General features: G+C 43.7%; 21 protein-coding genes and 5 tRNA genes. 6 read left to right on the top strand and 20 right to left on the bottom strand.

The window, feature by feature from the left end; genetic code table 11:
- Positions 1 to 37 precede the first annotated feature (37 nt).
- From B1L02_RS15280 to B1L02_RS15295, 4 genes are all read left to right on the top strand, one after another.
- The gene (locus tag B1L02_RS15280; RefSeq protein ID WP_223191987.1) at positions 38 to 2,500 is read left to right on the top strand and encodes an EAL domain-containing protein; all 2,463 of its coding nucleotides are present in this window, start codon (positions 38 to 40) and stop codon (positions 2,498 to 2,500) included.
- Positions 2,501 to 2,626: 126 nt separating this feature from the next.
- On the top strand, positions 2,627 to 3,061 hold the full coding sequence (gene zur, locus B1L02_RS15285; RefSeq protein ID WP_010368795.1) for a zinc uptake transcriptional repressor Zur: 435 nt from the start codon (positions 2,627 to 2,629) through the stop codon (positions 3,059 to 3,061).
- 80 nt (positions 3,062 to 3,141) lie between these two features.
- Positions 3,142 to 3,612 carry a chemotaxis protein CheX gene (locus B1L02_RS15290; RefSeq protein ID WP_010368796.1) on the top strand — a complete coding sequence of 157 codons (471 nt, stop codon included), beginning with the start codon at positions 3,142 to 3,144 and terminating at the stop codon, positions 3,610 to 3,612.
- A 21-nt stretch (positions 3,613 to 3,633) separates the two neighbouring features.
- A complete protein-coding gene (locus tag B1L02_RS15295; protein ID WP_088531721.1) occupies positions 3,634 to 4,065 on the top strand; it encodes a secondary thiamine-phosphate synthase enzyme YjbQ in 432 nt (143 codons plus the stop codon).
- 11 nt (positions 4,066 to 4,076) lie between these two features.
- Here B1L02_RS15295 and alr read toward each other — a convergent pair whose 3' ends face one another.
- The 20 genes from alr to orn all read right to left on the bottom strand — a co-directional run bounded on the left by alr (position 4,077) and on the right by orn (position 16,098).
- Positions 4,077 to 5,159, bottom strand: coding sequence for an alanine racemase (gene alr, locus B1L02_RS15300; RefSeq protein ID WP_088531722.1), 1,083 nt, complete (start codon positions 5,157 to 5,159; stop codon positions 4,077 to 4,079).
- Between the two features lie 19 nt (positions 5,160 to 5,178).
- Entirely contained in the window at positions 5,179 to 6,558 is a 1,380-nt protein-coding gene (gene dnaB / locus B1L02_RS15305; protein WP_088531723.1) for a replicative DNA helicase, read from the bottom strand.
- Positions 6,559 to 6,676: 118 nt separating this feature from the next.
- A complete protein-coding gene (locus B1L02_RS15310; RefSeq protein ID WP_088531724.1) occupies positions 6,677 to 7,615 on the bottom strand; it encodes a DUF4097 family beta strand repeat-containing protein in 939 nt (312 codons plus the stop codon).
- 10 nt (positions 7,616 to 7,625) lie between these two features.
- Positions 7,626 to 8,105 (bottom strand): hypothetical protein, encoded by a 480-nt coding sequence (locus B1L02_RS15315; RefSeq protein ID WP_088531725.1) that lies wholly within the window; start codon positions 8,103 to 8,105, stop codon positions 7,626 to 7,628.
- The gene (locus B1L02_RS15320) at positions 8,098 to 8,649 is read right to left on the bottom strand and encodes an RNA polymerase sigma factor (RefSeq protein WP_010368802.1); all 552 of its coding nucleotides are present in this window, start codon (positions 8,647 to 8,649) and stop codon (positions 8,098 to 8,100) included. The genes B1L02_RS15315 and B1L02_RS15320 overlap by 8 nt, the downstream gene beginning before the upstream one ends.
- Positions 8,650 to 8,859: 210 nt before the next feature.
- Positions 8,860 to 10,599, bottom strand: coding sequence for a DUF7305 domain-containing protein (locus B1L02_RS15325; protein WP_088531726.1), 1,740 nt, complete (start codon positions 10,597 to 10,599; stop codon positions 8,860 to 8,862).
- 4 nt (positions 10,600 to 10,603) lie between these two features.
- Positions 10,604 to 11,092, bottom strand: a complete 489-nt coding sequence (locus tag B1L02_RS15330) for a PilW family protein (RefSeq protein ID WP_088531727.1) — start codon at positions 11,090 to 11,092, stop codon at positions 10,604 to 10,606.
- Positions 11,089 to 11,511 (bottom strand): type IV pilus modification PilV family protein, encoded by a 423-nt coding sequence (locus B1L02_RS15335; protein ID WP_088531728.1) that lies wholly within the window; start codon positions 11,509 to 11,511, stop codon positions 11,089 to 11,091. Before B1L02_RS15335 ends, B1L02_RS15330 begins: the two co-directional genes overlap by 4 nt.
- A complete protein-coding gene (locus tag B1L02_RS15340; protein WP_088531729.1) occupies positions 11,502 to 11,960 on the bottom strand; it encodes a GspH/FimT family pseudopilin in 459 nt (152 codons plus the stop codon). Before B1L02_RS15340 ends, B1L02_RS15335 begins: the two co-directional genes overlap by 10 nt.
- Positions 11,944 to 12,357, bottom strand: a complete 414-nt coding sequence (locus tag B1L02_RS15345) for a type IV pilin protein (RefSeq protein ID WP_088531730.1) — start codon at positions 12,355 to 12,357, stop codon at positions 11,944 to 11,946. Before B1L02_RS15345 ends, B1L02_RS15340 begins: the two co-directional genes overlap by 17 nt.
- Positions 12,358 to 12,792: 435 nt before the next feature.
- On the bottom strand, positions 12,793 to 13,245 hold the full coding sequence (rplI, locus tag B1L02_RS15350; RefSeq protein ID WP_010368808.1) for a 50S ribosomal protein L9: 453 nt from the start codon (positions 13,243 to 13,245) through the stop codon (positions 12,793 to 12,795).
- Positions 13,246 to 13,280: 35 nt separating this feature from the next.
- Positions 13,281 to 13,508, bottom strand: coding sequence for a 30S ribosomal protein S18 (gene rpsR / locus B1L02_RS15355; protein ID WP_002962753.1), 228 nt, complete (start codon positions 13,506 to 13,508; stop codon positions 13,281 to 13,283).
- A gap of 11 nt (positions 13,509 to 13,519) precedes the next feature.
- Positions 13,520 to 13,849, bottom strand: coding sequence for a primosomal replication protein N (gene priB / locus B1L02_RS15360; RefSeq protein ID WP_088531731.1), 330 nt, complete (start codon positions 13,847 to 13,849; stop codon positions 13,520 to 13,522).
- 38 nt (positions 13,850 to 13,887) lie between these two features.
- The gene (gene rpsF / locus B1L02_RS15365; protein WP_010368810.1) at positions 13,888 to 14,229 is read right to left on the bottom strand and encodes a 30S ribosomal protein S6; all 342 of its coding nucleotides are present in this window, start codon (positions 14,227 to 14,229) and stop codon (positions 13,888 to 13,890) included.
- Between the two features lie 206 nt (positions 14,230 to 14,435).
- Positions 14,436 to 14,511: transfer RNA gene (locus B1L02_RS15370), tRNA-Gly, on the bottom strand.
- 205 nt (positions 14,512 to 14,716) lie between these two features.
- A tRNA-Gly gene (locus B1L02_RS15375) sits at positions 14,717 to 14,792 on the bottom strand.
- A gap of 115 nt (positions 14,793 to 14,907) precedes the next feature.
- A tRNA-Gly gene (locus B1L02_RS15380) sits at positions 14,908 to 14,983 on the bottom strand.
- Between the two features lie 126 nt (positions 14,984 to 15,109).
- Positions 15,110 to 15,185 (bottom strand) — tRNA-Gly (locus B1L02_RS15385).
- A 126-nt stretch (positions 15,186 to 15,311) separates the two neighbouring features.
- Positions 15,312 to 15,387: transfer RNA gene (locus tag B1L02_RS15390), tRNA-Gly, on the bottom strand.
- A 165-nt stretch (positions 15,388 to 15,552) separates the two neighbouring features.
- Entirely contained in the window at positions 15,553 to 16,098 is a 546-nt protein-coding gene (gene orn / locus B1L02_RS15395; RefSeq protein ID WP_088531732.1) for an oligoribonuclease, read from the bottom strand.
- Positions 16,099 to 16,259: 161 nt separating this feature from the next.
- Here orn and rsgA point away from each other — a divergent pair, with 161 nt between their 5' ends.
- Positions 16,260 to 17,312: a small ribosomal subunit biogenesis GTPase RsgA gene (gene rsgA / locus B1L02_RS15400; protein ID WP_088531733.1), complete on the top strand. Its 1,053-nt coding sequence runs from the start codon at positions 16,260 to 16,262 to the stop codon at positions 17,310 to 17,312.
- A 97-nt stretch (positions 17,313 to 17,409) separates the two neighbouring features.
- On the top strand, positions 17,410 to 18,276 hold the full coding sequence (gene asd, locus B1L02_RS15405; RefSeq protein WP_088531734.1) for an archaetidylserine decarboxylase: 867 nt from the start codon (positions 17,410 to 17,412) through the stop codon (positions 18,274 to 18,276).
- Positions 18,277 to 18,291: the final 15 nt, after the last annotated feature.

An 18,291-nucleotide genomic window follows, 5' to 3' on the forward strand; every position in this document is an offset into this window, starting at 1 on the left:
AAACGCAACGGAATCGGGGTAATTGAATTGGTTGTTTATGAGTAATAGAGTTATTTCTATAAATTTAAAACAAACATTGACTTGGGGCACGGTACTCTGTGGCTTGGTGATCTCATCTCTTATTATCTCCATTTCATATGTTAGCCAGCGAGACATGCTTCTCGATACCTATGAGACAAAACTAAGACAAAATTTATCCCATTTAGGTAGACATCTTTTTACTGAATTTTTGGAAGGCAACAATAATCAAATCAACCTGACACTCGAGGATTATTATTCCGACAGTAAATATAAAGCACTATTCCTTATTCAAGGAGAAACGCTCGTCAACGAAACTCAACTCTCTGCAATTGGATTACAAGTATTTAATCAAGTTATCAGTCAGGAACGAGCCACAGCAACACTACGCACACTTGATCTCAAGGTGACGTTTGACCCTAATCAGCAGCACTTTCTCGCGGCAATTCCCATTTCCCCCACAGTTCCTGTCGTTGAGTCCGAGGATTTGATAAGGCTAATTGCTATCTATGACGTAAGCCCCGTTTTTCTCTCATTAAGGCAGCAACTGATAACCAAAGCGAGTATTTTAGCGGTGTTTTTATTACTCATCATTACCGCGCTACTAAGCTTTACCCATTACTTCATTCATAAACCAATTAAGAAGCTGATCCAAGTAGGCGATGAGTTATCCACGAAGTCTTTGAGCTGCAGAGCTGACATCGTAGGACACGGCGAGCTTGGAGTCCTCGCCAAGCAGTTCAATATCATGGCACAAACATTAGAGAAAAACTGGCAACAACAATTAGAAAGCAACCAAGAGTTGCAACGCCGCCACGCACTTATTAATAGTGTTTTTGAGGCCTTGCCGGATATTTTCTTTATAATCAATACGGACGGTACCATCTTAGAATGCCATACCGGAAAGTCAGACGACTTGTATATGTCGCCAGAGCAGTTTATTGATAAAAAAATGGCGGAGGTACTTCCCTCCCACGCAGCAAAACAATTTAGCCAAGCCATCAAGTCTGCCAATCAGCGCCATCAATTAACTCAAATAGAATATCCACTGACAATTGCTGATCAAGTGAAGCTATTCGAAGCCCGGTTATCCCCTATTCCAGCGACAGATCAACTGGTTATCGCAGTGCGTGATATCACAGAGAAAAAGCGTCAAGAGGAAGTCATCTTACATCACGCTTTTTATGACTCATTGACCGATTTACCAAATCGCTTTTTGGCGATGGAGCGGCTAACGCAGCAACTGTTCGATGCCGAACGCAACGATGAGCTTGCGGTGGTGTTTTTTATTGATTTAGATGATTTTAAAAGGATCAATGATTCACTCGGACACGAAACGGGTGATCAAATTCTCATCGCTTCAGGGGAAAGGCTCAAGCAATCGCTACGTGAGCAAGATACCGTGTCACGCCTTAGTGGTGATGAGTTTATCGTGTTGATGGGAGGATTTAAACATACCTCAAACATTACGTCTGTTGCCGATATGCTCATCAAACTTTTTCATCACCCCATTATTATCAACAATAAGGATTTTAATATTTCAGTCAGTATAGGTGTTGCTATCTATCCTTTAGACGCAAACTCCCCTCAAGAGCTACTTAGCTGCGCTGATACCGCAATGTACAATGCCAAAAATAACGGTCGCAACAATTACTGTCTATTTAATCAAAAGATGAGTCAGCAGTTATCACGGCGCATTGAAATTGAGGAAGCACTGCGCGTAGCACTGAGTGAGCATGAGTTTGAAGTGTTTTACCAACCCCAGTTTTATATTGAAGACAGTAATGTATTTGGCGCGGAAGCTTTACTACGCTGGCACAGTAAAACATTGGGCAATGTCTCTCCTGCGGAGTTTATTCCTATTGCGGAACAAAGCGGTTTGATCATCGACATCGGATTGTTTGTGCTTTCTACAGCAATTAACCAAACACACCTATGGCAGCAACACTTAGATCCCGATATCCGCATCGCTATAAATTTATCACCTAGGCAGTTTAAAGACCCAAGCCTATTGAAACAGATAGAGCTATTAGTAAAAGACATTCCGATTGCCAATCGCTCTATTGAGTTGGAGATCACAGAGGGTGTGCTGCTCTCTGGACAAACGCAGGTAAAGCAGACGCTAATTCAATTACATCAGTTAGGGTTTAAATTATCTTTAGATGATTTTGGTACGGGCTATTCGTCACTGAATTATCTTCGTCATTATCCTTTTGATTTACTCAAAATAGACCAAAGTTTTATTAACGATATGCTCGCAACTCACGAGTCTAAAGCGTTAGTTAAAACCATTATTGCCATGGCGCATAATTTATCGATGAAAGTGGTCGCCGAAGGAGTAGAAACGTTGGAGCAATTGCGTTTATTGCAGCAGCTCGATTGTGATTTTGGTCAAGGATACCTTATCAGCAAACCGCTTTCCGCGGCACAATTTGAAACTTTTTACCATACTAAGATCGAACCAGTTAAACGCTCTTCTTAGCAAGAAAAACAAACTTTAAAAGCAACATTGCTCCCGAATATCAACTTGAGATAATAAATCTGGGTAAACACAAGACTAATAAAAATAATATGTTAGTATTGCAAGGCAGTGTAAGGATTTTAAATCATGAATATAGAGTTACTAGTTAGCAAAGCCAAGCAAGTATGTGACAACCGTGGTGCACGATTTACTCCTATTAGAGAAAAAGTATTTAGACTACTCGCCTCTAAACAAGGTGGCGTTGGCGCATACGACTTACTTGAAGAGCTCAAGTTGACGGAAGCGGCTGCAAAACCAGCTACCGTATATCGTGCCTTAGACTTTCTTTCTGAATTGGGTTTTATCCATAAAATAGAAAGTACTAATGCGTTTATGCTTTGCCACCACTTCGACCACACACATCCAGTGCAGTTACTGATCTGTGATAGTTGCGGTAACGTTCAAGAGTTACACTCAAACACGATTTCGCATGAACTGAACAGCCTAGCTGCCGAGACTGGATTTGTGGTTACAGAGCAAACCATTGAGGCTCATGGCCGTTGCGAAAAATGTAAAGATTAAGTGCAGTGAGCAAAAAAGCCCACTACACTTATCACTAAGAGCGACACTAATTTATTAAAAATGCGTAAGGGAAAGTCCATATGAATGTAGAGTTCATCAACCCCTTTTTATCATCTCTAATCAATGTATTGGCTACTATGGCGCAAACAGAATTGACGCCGGGTAAGCCAAAAGTGAAGAAAGACGAAGTCGCACAAGGTGATGTATCGGGTCTGATTGGCATGGTTGGCCCACAGACAAAAGGGTCGTTTTCGATCACCTTTGAAGAGAGCCTAGCGCTAACCATTATGGAGCGCATGCTTGGTGAACGCCCAGATTCCATTAATGAAGACGTCACTGATATGGTTGGTGAAATCACCAACATGGTAACTGGCGGTGCTAAAAACCTGCTCGGCGAAAAAGGTTACGAGTTTGATATGGCAACACCGGTTGTCGTTTCAGGCCCTGGCCATACCATCACCCATAAATGTGATGGGCCTAAACTTATTATGCCATTCACCTCTCCTGACGGTAATGCCAATATCGAAGTCAGCTTCGACAAACTCGCCTAACAGGTAAAACACACGTTTTTTATGAGTTGGACTCAAAAACATATTACCTTGAAGCCTCGAAAACGAGGCTTTCACTTGGTAGACGACGAGATTATCGGGCAACTTCCTGAACTACTTGACTATCGTATCGGGCTGTTGCATTTGTTTATACAACACACGTCCGCCAGCTTAACGATTAACGAAAATGCTGACCCAACGGTACGTATGGATATGGAAAGTCACTTTAATCACTTTGTACCAGAGAGACAAAGCTACTATCGCCACGACTATGAAGGCGATGACGATATGCCTGCACATATCAAATCCAGCACCTTAGGATGTGAAGTAACCATTCCCATTTCTGAGGGCCGTTTACACTTAGGTACGTGGCAAGGGATTTATCTAGGAGAACATCGCGACCATGGCGGTGCAAGACGCGTTATCGCAACACTTCAAGGTGACAGAACAGGCTAGGCTCTCAGCGCTTAGCCTTCGATGTATTCGTAGCTTACTCTTGGTGTGACATTGCACAGCAGCTCATATGGAATAGTACCTGCACATTGCGCTATTTCTTCTACTGGTAGGTTTGGCCCCCACATTTCTACTTCGTCACCAACTTGAATACCATTGGGATTATCACCAATATTCACACTGATCATATCCATAGACACTGTGCCGACTATGCCGTAACGCTGGTTACCAATAACCACGGGAGTGCCAATTTTAGCGTGCCTTGGATAACCATCTCCATAGCCAACGCCAATAACGGCAAGGTAGGTGTCTTGTTCACAGCGCCAACGCCCACCATAACCCACTGCCTGATGTGCTCTCACACGCTTGATGGCAATAACTTTAGTTGTCAAGCGCATCACAGGCTTTAAACCATGTTGTTGGCCAACGCGCGCAAGCATAGGCGAAACACCGTATAGCATTAAGCCCGGACGGATCCAATCACCGTGAGATTGAGGCCAACCTATGATCCCCGCAGAGTTTGCCAAACACAATGGTGCGTGGCGTGGGCCAACTAAAGACTTAAATAGCACTTGTTGAACTTCGGTTTTGTTGTCTTTAATATCGTCGGCACAAGCAAAATGGGTCATTAAATGGATTCTATCAGCAACATTTTTTGAGCGCTTAAGACGGGCATAAAATGCTTCGAACTCTTCAGGTTCAACGCCGAGACGATGCATACCGGTATCTACTTTTAGCCACACTGTGAGCGGTGCGTCTAAATTTGCACGCTCAATGGCTTCAAGCTGAGAAATGTCATGTACTATGGTTTGCAAATTATTGGCAAGTAGAATAGGTAAATCAGAGGGATGAAAAAAACCTTCCAACAGGACAATTGGTTTAGTGATGCCCCCAGTTCTAAGCGCAAGTGCTTCATCAACTCTCGCCACAGCGAATGCGTCCGCATCTTGCAAATGTTGAGCTATTTTAACCAAACCATGGCCGTACGCGTTGGCTTTAAGTACCGCCATAATCTTACTTTTTGGCGCCAACTTTTGCGTTAGCTGTAAGTTTTCTCTCAGCGCGGTTAAATCTACTTCAGCACTCGCTAGTCGCATTTCACTACTCAATTGAAAGTTAATATTCGTCGTCCATTGCTGGACCTGCATAGTTATCGAATCGAGAGTATTGACCTTGGAAGGTTAACCTAACCTTACCGATCGGACCGTTACGTTGCTTACCTATGATGATTTCGGCCGTGCCTTTGTCTGGACTGTCGTCGTTGTATACTTCATCACGATAAATAAACATGATTAAGTCGGCATCCTGCTCAATAGAGCCTGATTCACGTAAGTCGGAGTTTACTGGGCGTTTATCTGCACGTTGTTCTAGCGTACGGTTAAGCTGAGAAAGCGCGATAACTGGACATTGCAATTCTTTGGCTAGCGCCTTTAATGAACGAGAAATTTCCGCGATCTCAAGCGTACGGTTGTCTGAAAGGCTTGGCACGCGCATGAGCTGTAAGTAATCCACCATGATCATACTGATCCCACCGTGATCACGTGCAATTCGTCTGGCTCTTGAACGCACGTCTGTTGGTGTAAGGCCCGATGCATCATCAATGTACATCTTGCCCTTTTCCATCAGCAGACCCATAGTTGATGAAAGGCGAGCCCAATCATCATCATCTAATTGTCCCGTACGTACCTTGGTCTGGTTGATACGGCCCAATGAGGCGAGCATCCTCATCATGATCTGTTCTGAAGGCATCTCTAGCGAGTAGATCAGCACCGGCTTATCTTGCGTCATAGCGGCATGTTCAGCCAAGTTCATCGCAAATGTGGTTTTACCCATCGATGGACGCGCCGCAACTATGATCAAGTCAGAAGGCTGTAATCCAGCAGTCATCTTGTCTAAGTCACCGTAGCCTGTACTTACCCCCGTAACACCATCCTGTGGAGATTGGTAAAGTTCTTCAATTTTATCAACGGTTTTTTCTAGGATGTGGTGAATGCTTTGCGGACCTTCGGTGCTTTTTGTACGCTGCTCTGCAATCTTAAATACCTTGCTCTCAGCTAAATCCAACAGCTCGTGGCTATCACGTCCCTCGGGATTAAAACCGGCCTCTGCAATTTCATTCGCCACACCAATCATTTCTCGAACAACCGCGCGCTCACGCACGATACTAGCGTATGCATCAATATTTGCAGCACTTGGCGTGTTTTTAGCAATCTCAGCAAGATATGAGAAACCACCAATGGTTTCTAACTGATTGTTCTTCTCTAGATTCTCAGAAATGGTGATTAAGTCGATAGGCTGACTGAGCTCAACCAGCTTTTCCATTGCTTCAAAGATCAGCTTATGAGTTCTGGTATAAAAGTCATGAGACACCACCAATTCCGCTACACGGTCAAAGGCTTCATTATCTAGCATCAAGCCACCGAGCACAGATTGCTCAGCTTCAATTGAGTGCGGGGGAACTTTTAAGGTATCGACTTGTATATCTGATTTAGCCATATCACAACATTGAGAAATTGAAGGCCTTATATTGTATCTGGTCTACCCATAAGTGCAAATAACAAAAGGCCAGAGTTTGGGGGAAACTCTGGCCTTACTAATTTGATAAATGTTCGTATTAATTGCGTTTTAGCTCAATATTGCCACTAACAGTATCAATTTCTACATCTGCATTACCGCCGTTAAGCACAAACTCTAATGACCGAGCAGGGCCATATTTTGCTTTTTTAACTTCCTCAGCGCTTAGCTCATTGGTGATATGGCCACCTGAATGCGCGTTGATTTCAAACCTAGCTGATACATCCGCAGGAAAATAAAGCTCAATATCACCGCTAACACTGTCCATATTAATATTAGCGTTATCCAGTAGTTTTGCCGCATACACCGCAATTTCTCCGTTAACGGTAGATAGGCGTAAGTCTTTTAACTCCGCCATCTTCAATTCGACTTCGCCATTGACGTTTTCTAAGCGAAGCTCCGTTGCGGTGGTTTGCGTTTTAATTTCGCCATTAACCGCGTTAAATCTTAGCTTACCGTTAGAAGCAATATCTTCAATGTCCCCATTGACGGTTTCAAACTGAATGTTGCCATCTAAGTCACGACTATCAATATCACCATTTACGGTTTCTAACGCAATTTTACCGCTGATTTTACTCGCTTTAATATTACCGTTGACCGTTTTGATACGGGCACCCGCCGTTAAATCTGAGGCTTCGACGTCAACCACCACCCCTTCAAAGTTTAATTCACTGCTACGAGGCATATAAATGGTGAGTTTAGAGCCATCACCCCCGCCCCAACTTTTATAGCGTCTTGGCATCTTCACGATAAACTCGGTTACCTCACCAGAGGTTTCTAGTTTATAACCTTCGGCTTTATCGTCTAACTCGCCAGTCACTTTAAAAACATTCTTGTCCCATGTTTTTATCGTTACGTCACCGCGCTGATTCTCGATGACAACTTTACCATCTGCAGGGATCGACAGTTCTTTATCGATAGATTCTCCGGCGAACACTATTGCCGGTAGCGCCGCGAGGCCAATAATTAATGCTTTCATCCTAATTCTCCTAAATTTGTTGCCAACGAGGTTGATGAACCTTATTGATTAAGTCGAGTTGCTGCTGATAAACCTGAGCTAACATTTTTAACAACGCAGCGTTCTCAGGATCTTGCTTTAAAGACAGCTTGATCGCTTGCTCCGCTTGCTCGAGCTCTTGCAATTGTGTTTGCCAATCAGAAGTCAGCGCTGGCTGTGTTTCATATTGAACCAGTAACGACTGCTTTTGTTGTTCAAAAAAAGCGCTAATATTAGCCAGTGAGTCTTGCTTGGGCTGATTCATAATGACTTGCCAAGCGAGTAAGCCCGCAATAGTGCACGCCGCAATACCAGATAACTTTTGCCAATTATTTTGCTTGGACGGCTGCATCGGTTGTGCTTGATTGATTGCACGCTCAACGCCTTGCCATAAGTCACGTTGTGGCTTTGGCTGCGACTGTTCGTCATTCAGTGCGGTATGCATAAATTCATCAAAAGATGGTTTAGTCATTGTTGTACCACTCCTGTAATAAGTTACGTGCTCGGTGATATTGCGATTTACTCGACCCTACGGCCATATTTAACATATTGGCAATTTCCTCGTGGCGATACCCTTCGACAGCATGTAATACGAAAACCAATCTGGCGCGTTCTGGCAATCTGACAATGAGTTTGTCTAAGCCATTTAGCTCTCCTAGCTGCTCAGCACCTTGTTCATCAAGTCCGGATTGCTCAAAACTTACGACCTTTTGAAGCCAGTTTTTTTGCTTTCTAAGATAACTGATAGCGATATTACTGGTCACACTATGAAGCCAAGTCGTAAATTGTGATTGTCCTTTAAATTGGTCTATCTTTTGCCACAATTGCACAAAGACTTCCTGACATGCATCTTCTGCATGGGCGGGCTCAGCGAGCAATCTAAGACATAATGCATATACGCGACGGTGATGTTGCTCAAATAGTTCGCGAAATGCACCTTGGTCCCCTTGCTGGCACCTAGCCACTAGCGCATCAGTTTGTTCTTGTGTAAATGCCTCTTTGGCATTAATTATCATGCGTCTGTTCCTTTGGGTTGATTCCTTCATCTTCGCATATCGAATGGAACAAACAAAGTCACCAACGCTCAATTACCAATTTCTACTTTTTGTAAAGTACTCATTTAGACGCAGGTTAAATAAGAAATGGTTTAAAAGGAGTTGGAAAAAATTTCATTTTTCGTATTTGGCAGCAAAAAAAGTGGAGCGTTGGCGCTCCACTCAGGAAAGTTACTTGGTCTTTTTAGATTTGCTATCGTCGGCAACTTGGTAAGGTTTATAGTGCCAGCCCTTAAAGACTAATGTTGGCTTTTGTCCCGGTGGCTGTACGCCAACACCTGCATTTTTTAATGCTTGATCAAAGTGGATCCCTGTACCACCAGTACCGGTTATAGAAGCACCTCGAACCGTACCATAAAACTGACCGCTGCCATTCAATAGAATGGAAGTCAAAGGTGAATAAATAGCAGCATATAGAGACGACGCCCCACTAAATACAAAACCATCAGGGCCATCAAATGAAGAATACACACTAAACACAGGCAGTTTGCTCTTCTTGGTTAAGCCTTCTTGCTCAGCAATAACCTTAGCACTTGCGCCAATAGACACTTTGCCAGTAGTGAACACGGTCAGAGAACTTTCTTTTTCTATCCAGATATGGGTGTCGCCAGATAATGTGAGATCACCATCAATCAACCAAATAACATCGCCACCAGAGATCTTTATTTTGCCGTCAGAGCCTAACTTCAACCCTTTAAATGGGAACGCAAGCTGCGTTTTTTCTGTCGCTGTACCTAGATTTTGATCCACCCCTTGGAATAAATAAATGGTGTGCTCCTTTGCAACATATACGCTCGATCCATTACGTTCATACACTGCCTGTTTCGGTTTAAAGTGTAAGATTTGTTGAGCGCCTACATTTAGAGGAGTGAATCGATTACGAGGATCGATAATGCTATCCATATTAAAAGGCAACGCCAAAGGATCACACTCTTTATTAGGCTTTGCAGGGTCATAGTCGGGAGAGTCTGGATCGTACACCTTTACCGGTTCAACCACTAAATCAGCGACTCTAAATTTAGAATCTGAGTAATGCACACCATCTTGAACTTGCAAGCCAGTGTCTTTAAATTGACCGCTGCCAGTATATTGAATATCGAACGCATCGCCATTTTGGTTGAGGATCTCAGCGCCCCACTCCATTTTCGCGTCACCCATTGCACGTACATAGCCTTGGATCTTGCCGCCTCTATGTGTAAAAAAACCACGGCTATAGACATTACCTTCCACGCGAATACCACTCGATGACGGCGAAATATCTACCCCAGTATTTGATCTGACATCACCGAGAATAGGTGAAGAACCTTTTAAGTAAATCACACCAGATGCTTCAACATCGCCTTTAATCGGAGAGTGGCCTGATAGCACCACATCTGCATCGCCTACCACAGTGTGTACATCACCATCATGGCTTTTTGTTTCTTCGTAAGTGCCTTTCGATGAGTCATAGCTATCGACAGATCCACTACCAGATAGATTCACACCTTTACAGCCAGTAACCGCATTTTGGAATATGGACTCTTTCGCTGCTGGCTGTAACTCGAAGCGCGCAACTAACCGATGATTTGCGTGCTCACCATGACGTTGACCTAAGCTTTCAATTTCAAATTCATTGCCATTGGCATTTACCGAGATCTGATATTGCGAATCCGCGATCGTCCCACTACCTGTCTTGTCGATACCATTTATCAGCGCATTGACATCTTGTGGGTTGCCACTTAACGCCGCATCCAGCTTTTGACGATATTCTCTGATCCCTTGTTCAGCCACTAATCTTGCATTAATGTCTTTTTGGAAGTTACCACTTAATCTTTCTTGTACAACACCTTCCTTGAGGGAAGCGAATACCACAACGCTAGCCATGCCGCCAAGCAGCATCACTTTAACCAGTGTAAAACCTTGTTGTTTCATCGTATTAGCTACCTAATCCAGCGTAAAAATTCATCTGTATGCCTGCACCGTATTGTGTCGGAAAACTACTACCTTGTATTGTCACTGTAATTAACTGACCACTGGCATCGGTTGCAAACGCGAGTCCAGTTACCCCTTTCAAAAGATTGATATCACCAGTGCCGCGATCGCACACTAAATACCCATCTTGTAAAAAATAGCGCTCAGTGTAATCAGCTGTAGGTACGCTGCCGTCACAAGCGGGCACCCCAGCCAATTGGCGGATCGTAATATCGGTCGCCGTCACCGTAGGGATTTCCTGAGTTTGCTTGATGCTGCGCATCATCACTCGATTGGTATAGCGAACAATCTCTTGCGATGTTGCGAGCTGTTGGCTTGTCATCACTGTTTCTTTTATCGATGTGTATGACGTTGCAATCCCCATAACCAATACCAACCCAACAACCATCGCAACCATGAGTTCCAGTAAGGTATACCCCTTTATCTGTTTCATGAGCCACCTCCTGGTGGTGGAGAGCAAGTATCCGCAACATTTGGGTAACTGGTGGTCAAAGAAATTTGGTTTTCAGCGGGGTTTTTTACCCGCTTATCTTCCCAACTCACTGTAAGCTGCATGTTATTGCTATATGTCGCAGGCAGCACTAACGTAAAGCGATCATCCGCTGGATGCAGCTGCTGAATAAGCGGATTAGCAAGCGTCATATCATTGTTGTTACGTTGTAATTCACATAACAAAGGCCATATTCTCTCAATTGCATTTTGGCCATGAATTAACGCCATCGTGTATTGAAAGCTATTGGAGGCAAACTGTAATGACTTAAGCTGCGTCGCTGCAAGACCGAGCAACATTAAGCCAGCCACCAACATCGACACCACCACCTCAATGAGAGAAAATCCCTTACTTAACTGCAATTTTGCTCCGCCTCAGCTAACCAACTTTGACCACTGACCAACACACATAAACGATAATCCTGCGTATCGGTAATGTTGTCGGTGATCAATATATTGTTTGTCGCCAGCACTTCGCCACTTTCGCGCACAACCTGGTCGGCAAGTGACACTTCTATCGAGCTATGTTTAATAGAAAACCGCCCCACTTCGGTCAATTGTCCATTTTCATTGGTTTTAACAACCCAGTCACTGTCCTCAACGACCAGTGACACCTGCTGCTCACGTCTAACCGCTTCACTGCGGGCCAAGCGATATACCGCCTGCAGTTGATTAGCATGCGTCGTCAGTCTGTCTTGCTGAATTTGCTTTATAAAGCTAGGCGCAGCTATAGAAGCTAAAATTGCAAGTATTGCCATGGAAATAAGCAGCTCAAGCAAGGTAAATCCTAAATGTCTATTGCCAGCAATCATTGTTCTTCGGTCCTTGTTCACCAAGATGGTTGATACTTAGCACACCACACTTATCAGTCGCTTGTGCTTTTCCCACTATTGGCGTGGCTGTAAATTGATATCCCAAATTACGGTATTGCCCAACTGCGCCATTTGGTTTATCAGTGGGAATATATTTAAACGTGTAGAATTTAGACTCTGGCAGATCTGTAAGTAAACTCGCATCAGGGTAGCCACTATTGCGGCTGTATATGCGTTCAATCACACCCGCCATTTCCAACATTTGCTGCTGTACTTGCGAACGACGTCCATCCTGAACGTATTCCACATATGACGGATATGCCACGCTGGCTGTGATCGCAACTATTGCAACGGCAATTAATAGCTCCGTAAGCGTAAAACCTTTATTTACAGACATTTAATTATTCCACCACTAAATTGATAGCGCTGTCATTTTATTCCACTTTATGACAGACAAAAGACAAAGAAAAGGACTAACCTATAATATGTAAACATAACATGGAGCGAAAGTTTCTAAAACGGAAACTTATTACACCACATTACAGCAGTATCACCTCTTGATATAAGGCAAACTTTGAGCGAGAGGATCATCCATGTCACACCTTAAATTGGTATGAATAAGATTATTATTATGATTTTTTCGAGGGGTTACTGAATTCAACCTAAGGTTTGGATGTCAACAAAACCAATATTTTTAATATTTAATGCCTTCGGCATTAAGAATATCTATTAACTCGGTTTTTATTGTCCGAAATTCGAACCAATTTAGATAAGTTAAGTGAATAAAAAGCCGTGTATAAAAATACACGGCTTTTTTAAGCTCAATTAAAAATTAAGCTTCAGCAATTACGATTACTTTGATCGTAGCTGTAACGTCAGAGTGTACTTGGATAGCTACGTCGAACTCGCCAGTCTCACGGATAGTACCAAGAGGTAGACGAACTTCTGACTTAGATACCTCAACACCTACTGCAGAGATAGCATCAGCAATATCGCGAGTACCGATAGAACCGAATAGCTTACCTTCGTCACCCGCTTTAGAAACTAGAGTTACTTCAGCTAGTGCTTCTAGTTTTTCAGCGCGTGCCTGTGCAGCAACTAGCTCTTCAGCGATTTTCGCTTCAAGCTCAGCGCGACGTGCTTCGAAAGTTTCAATGTTAGATTTAGTTGCAGGAACTGCTTTACCCTTAGGGAATAAGAAGTTACGTGCGAAGCCAGATTTAACATTAACCTGATCACCTAGGCTACCTAGGTTTGCAATTTTGTCTAGTAGAATAACTTGCATGTCTCTACACCTTTTAAAAACTAGTAATCAGCTGCTTACTTGTGTAAGTCAGTGTATGGAAGAAGGGCTAGGTAGCGAGCACGCTTGATAGCAGTTGCTAGCTGACGCTGGTATTTAGCGCTAGTACCTGTAATACGGCTAGGTACGATTTTGCCACTTTCTGTTACGTAGTTTCTAAGAGTAGCCAGATCTTTGTAATCAATTTGTTGTACGCCTTCCGCTTTAAAACGGCAGAACTTACGACGTCTGAAATAACGTGCCATGAGTAATTTCCTCAATTAATTCTTTCAATATGTTGTGCGTGCAATACCAGCTGACTCAAGCCATTTCGGCTCTCGTGGCGATTTATAAAACCGCGAACTTGTAATGCTTGCCCAACGTATAAATGCTCTGTTTGGTTTCGGAACTGTTCTCCACTGGCAACTACTTGAATACGCACGTAGGCATTTCGAGTAAGGTCAGCCTCTAATTGCATTGATTTGTGCTCAAGTACAAATATGCAATGTGGGATCCCAGCTGGGCTTTGACTAAATTTAGGTGTTTTACAAATCACGCCCGAAAGCAGATATTGATTGGTATACAGGTCAACCTGAGTACTCACCATTACCTCGGAAGGTTAGTCAAATCCGAAATCAACAACGATTAAGCAGAAGCTGCTTCTTTTTTCTCTTCTTTTGCAAGAGGAGACGCTTCAGTTACCGCGTTTTTAGTACGCATAACTAGGTTACGAAGCACTGCATCGTTGTAGCGGAAAGAAGTTTCAAGCTCGTTGATTACTTCAGTTGGTGCTTCAACGTTCAATAGAACATAGTGTGCTTTGTGAAGCTTTTCGATTGGGTAAGCCAGTTGACGACGACCCCAGTCTTCTAGACGGTGAATAGTACCGCCAGCTTCAGTGATAGCACCAGTATAACGCTCGATCATACCAGGTACTTGCTCACTTTGGTCTGGGTGAACCATGAATACGATTTCGTAATGACGCATGGATATTCCTTACGGTTAGTATAGCCTTGTCCCGTTTCGGCCAGTCGGGGTAAGGCAAGGAACGATAATAGTAGGGCCGAAAGAGCGCGTATTTTACGTGTAGCGCTAAAATTAAGCAATCAGTTTGTTGTGAAAAATTGGTGGAATAAGACTATATTTGAAAGGTTTTTTAAGAATAATTGAAAAATAAGAATATTTAGGAGAGTTGGAGCGGCACACGAGGTTCGAACTCGTGACCTCGACCTTGGCAAGGTCGCGCTCTACCAGCTGAGCTAGTGCCGCATCACAATATTTAGATCTGGATTTATCGATAACTACGCAAGGTCGCGTCTTTACCTGTAGCAGCTGAGCTAGTGCTGCATTCCATAGTTAGCTCATTATGTTGTCGATAACTACGCAAGGTCGCGTTGATTACCTGTAGCAGCTGAGCTAGTGCCGCATCACATAATATCCTTTATTTTTTCAGTCGAATACAAACTGAGAAGTTTGGAGCGGCACACGAGGTTCGAACTCGTGACCTCGACCTTGGCAAGGTCGCGCTCTACCAGCTGAGCTAGTGCCGCATCACAATATTTAGCTCTGGATTTATCGGTAACTACGCAAGGTCGCGTCCTTACCTGTAGCAGCTGAGCTAGTGCCGCATCACATTTTCTAGTTTATACACCTAAAGTAAGTGTTTGGAGCGGCACACGAGGTTCGAACTCGTGACCTCGACCTTGGCAAGGTCGCGCTCTACCAGCTGAGCTAGTGCCGCATCACAATATTTAGCTCTGGATTTATCGGTAACTACGCTAGGTCGCGTCCTTACCTGTAGCAGCTGAGCTAGTGCCACATCACATTATATTCTTTATTTTTTCAGTCGAATACAAACTGAGAAATTTGGAGCGGCACACGAGGTTCGAACTCGTGACCTCGACCTTGGCAAGGTCGCGCTCTACCAGCTGAGCTAGTGCCGCATCACAATATTTAGCTCTGGATTTATCGGTAACTACGCTAGGTCGCGTCCTTACCTGTAGCAGCTGAGCTAGTGCCACATCACATTATATTCTTTATTTTTTCAGTCGAATACAAACTGAGAAATTTGGAGCGGCACACGAGGTTCGAACTCGTGACCTCGACCTTGGCAAGGTCGCGCTCTACCAGCTGAGCTAGTGCCGCATTCCATAGTTAGCTCGTTATGTTGTCGATAACTACGCTAGGTCGCGTTCTTACCTGTAGCAGCTGAGCTAGTACTGCCTTAATAATGCTCAAGAAAGCCCGCGAGGCTTGTCATCTCAAGCGGGGCAGGATTCTACAAGATAAAATTTGCTTTGCAAGTATTTTTTAAACTTTGAAGAATTTTTCTTGGTAAACTTTCAGCTCCATGATGGAGTCTTTGATATCATCGAGTGCTAAATGAGAGCTTTTTTTCTTTATCTCACCCAAAAGCTCAGGCTTCCAGCGTCTCGCAAGTTCTTTTATCGTACTGACGTCCAAATTGCGATAGTGGAAATAAGCTTCTAGCTCTGGCATGTATTTGTTGAGGAATCTACGGTCTTGACCAATAGAGTTACCACACATTGGAGAGGCACCTGGTGGCACCCACTCTTTAAGGAAATCTAGTGTTTGCTTAACTGCATCCGCTTCCGTAAACTTACTTGCTTTACAGCGAGTAGTTAGACCTGAGCGACCATGTTGGTTGGTACACCACTCGTCCATATTGTCCAACAGCTCATCACTTTGATGAATTGCCACAACTGGACCTTCAGCTAAAACATTGAGAGCACCATCTGTGATCACCGTCGCGATTTCTAAGATTTTATCTGTTTTCGGTTCCAGCCCCGTCATCTCGAGATCGAGCCAGATCAAGTTTGATTCATGAAAAGACATACTTTACCTTAGCGGTACTTTCCTTTAGATCCAATGCAATTAGATATATCATATTAGTTTAAACACTGGACCTAAAGCTTTTTTTACCATGCGCGGCGTTTTATTGATTTATAGCCTAAATTTGAACGCTCTGCACGCTAAAGCTTAAACAGATTATAAACATGGCAAAACAAAAGAAACTCAGTAAGGGCCAATCTCGTCGGATTAGAGCCAATCATCAGAAGCGCATCGATAAAGCGAAAGAGGCAGAAGTATCTGATGTTTCATGGCAAAACGATAACTTAGGGCCAACAGAAGCCGCAGTGGTGATAAGCCGCTTCGGCCAACATGCGGATATAGAAACCACAGACCAAGAAGTCTTGCGTTGCAATATCCGTCGTACCGTAACAAGCTTAGTTTGCGGCGATGAAGTCATTTTTCGTCGTGCCAAGGTCAGTGATGGTGACTTAGCCGGTGTAATTGAGGCGGTGCATGAAAGGCGTACACAACTCACTCGTCCGGATTTTTATGACGGTGTTAAAGTTGTCGCTGCGAATATTGACCAAATATTAATGGTGTCGGCGGTTGTGCCTGAATTTACGCCTCAAATCATCGACCGTTATTTGGTCGCTTGTGAGGATATGGGGATAGAGCCGATTTTATTACTCAATAAAATTGATTTGCTTGACCAAGAAAGCCTCGAATATGTTGATGAAGTCTTAGATATATATCGTGAGCTTGACTATCGCGTGCTGTTAGTCAGTACAAAGTCAGGCGAAGGCATTGACGAGTTAAAACACATGCTTGAGGACAAAAATAATATTTTTGTTGGTCAATCTGGAGTAGGCAAATCAACGCTGGTCAATACGGTACTACCCAATGCAGATATTCTCACCAAAGAAGTCTCCGAAAATAGTGGCTTAGGGCAACATACAACCACAGTATCGCGCTTACACCACTTGCCGTCCGGTGGAAACCTGATCGACAGCCCTGGGATCCGTGAGTTCGGCCTATGGCACTTAGACGTGGATCGTGTCACTTGGTGCTTTAAAGAGTTTAGGGAGTTTATTGGCGGCTGCCGCTTTAGAGACTGTAAACACCTGAACGATCCCGGATGTTTACTTCGGGAAGCCGTAGATGAAGGTAAAATCAGCGAATTACGTTTTGAAAGTTACCATCGTATTTTAGAATCTATGGCTGATGGCCGCGCAGGTGCGCGCGCGCCTAGAGTCTGATAATATTTGCTAAATTGGCTCAATGACTTGAGCCCGATATCCACTTCGCAATATAAAAAAGCGAGAGTGGCAAGACTAATAATTAGGAACTGTTAAAGTGAATTTGGATAAACTAAAAATTGCCATGCAATATGCATTACCTAAACATGCGGTTTCTCGTTTGGTTGGTAAGCTTGCCGCAGCAGAAGCTGGCGCCTTAACCACAAAGCTAATTAAGCTGTTTATCAAACAATATAAAATCGACATGAGCGAGGCATTGCACGAAGATCCAGCTCACTACAAAACCTTTAACGAGTTTTTTACCCGGCCACTGAAGCCAGGGATCCGTCCTTTGGCAGAAGATAGCGATATCCTTGCCCACCCAGTTGATGGCGCAATCAGCCAACTTGGTGATGTCGTCGATGGTCAGATTATCCAAGCTAAGGGTCACAACTACAGCTTACAGACGCTGCTCGGCGGTAAAGAAGAAGACGTTGCGCCTTATGTTGGTGGTAAGTTTGCAACGATTTATCTAGCACCAAAGGATTATCACCGTATCCACATGCCGGTTGATGGCACACTTCGTAAAATGATTTATGTACCGGGCGACTTATTCTCAGTAAATCCACTTACTGCGCAAAATGTGCCTAATTTATTTGCTCGTAACGAGCGAGTTGTTGCTATTTTTGACACTGAGATTGGTCCGCTTTCTATGGTATTGGTGGGTGCAACTATCGTCGCTAGCATTGAGACGATTTGGGCCGGTACAGTGACACCACCAGCCGGAAGAGACGTCTTTACTTGGACATATCCAGCAGAAGGTGACAACGCGATAACGCTGAAAAAAGGCGAAGAGATGGGTCGCTTTAAACTTGGCTCAACAGTGATCTTAGCGTGGGGCGCTGAAAAAGCGGATTTCCTTGACGGTCAAAACCCAGAAACAGTAACACGTATGGGTACACCGTTTGCAAAAATAGCAGAGTAGACTACTGTATTCGTG

The sequence above is a fragment of the Pseudoalteromonas piscicida genome, assembly GCF_002208135.1.
Classification (GTDB): Bacteria; Pseudomonadota; Gammaproteobacteria; order Enterobacterales; family Alteromonadaceae; genus Pseudoalteromonas; species Pseudoalteromonas piscicida_A.

Coding starts and splice junctions, on each gene's coding strand:
- B1L02_RS15280 (WP_223191987.1), top strand. CDS start 38: ATGAGTAATAGAGTTATTTCTATAAATTTAAAACAAACATTGACTTGG.
- zur (WP_010368795.1), top strand. CDS start 2,627: ATGAATATAGAGTTACTAGTTAGCAAAGCCAAGCAAGTATGTGACAAC.
- B1L02_RS15290 (WP_010368796.1), top strand. CDS start 3,142: ATGAATGTAGAGTTCATCAACCCCTTTTTATCATCTCTAATCAATGTA.
- B1L02_RS15295 (WP_088531721.1), top strand. CDS start 3,634: ATGAGTTGGACTCAAAAACATATTACCTTGAAGCCTCGAAAACGAGGC.
- alr (WP_088531722.1), bottom strand. CDS start 5,159: ATGCGACTAGCGAGTGCTGAAGTAGATTTAACCGCGCTGAGAGAAAAC.
- dnaB (WP_088531723.1), bottom strand. CDS start 6,558: ATGGCTAAATCAGATATACAAGTCGATACCTTAAAAGTTCCCCCGCAC.
- B1L02_RS15310 (WP_088531724.1), bottom strand. CDS start 7,615: ATGAAAGCATTAATTATTGGCCTCGCGGCGCTACCGGCAATAGTGTTC.
- B1L02_RS15315 (WP_088531725.1), bottom strand. CDS start 8,105: ATGACTAAACCATCTTTTGATGAATTTATGCATACCGCACTGAATGAC.
- B1L02_RS15320 (WP_010368802.1), bottom strand. CDS start 8,649: ATGATAATTAATGCCAAAGAGGCATTTACACAAGAACAAACTGATGCG.
- B1L02_RS15325 (WP_088531726.1), bottom strand. CDS start 10,599: ATGAAACAACAAGGTTTTACACTGGTTAAAGTGATGCTGCTTGGCGGC.
- B1L02_RS15330 (WP_088531727.1), bottom strand. CDS start 11,092: ATGAAACAGATAAAGGGGTATACCTTACTGGAACTCATGGTTGCGATG.
- B1L02_RS15340 (WP_088531729.1), bottom strand. CDS start 11,960: ATGATTGCTGGCAATAGACATTTAGGATTTACCTTGCTTGAGCTGCTT.
- B1L02_RS15345 (WP_088531730.1), bottom strand. CDS start 12,357: ATGTCTGTAAATAAAGGTTTTACGCTTACGGAGCTATTAATTGCCGTT.
- rplI (WP_010368808.1), bottom strand. CDS start 13,245: ATGCAAGTTATTCTACTAGACAAAATTGCAAACCTAGGTAGCCTAGGT.
- rpsR (WP_002962753.1), bottom strand. CDS start 13,508: ATGGCACGTTATTTCAGACGTCGTAAGTTCTGCCGTTTTAAAGCGGAA.
- priB (WP_088531731.1), bottom strand. CDS start 13,849: ATGGTGAGTACTCAGGTTGACCTGTATACCAATCAATATCTGCTTTCG.
- rpsF (WP_010368810.1), bottom strand. CDS start 14,229: ATGCGTCATTACGAAATCGTATTCATGGTTCACCCAGACCAAAGTGAG.
- orn (WP_088531732.1), bottom strand. CDS start 16,098: ATGTCTTTTCATGAATCAAACTTGATCTGGCTCGATCTCGAGATGACG.
- rsgA (WP_088531733.1), top strand. CDS start 16,260: ATGGCAAAACAAAAGAAACTCAGTAAGGGCCAATCTCGTCGGATTAGA.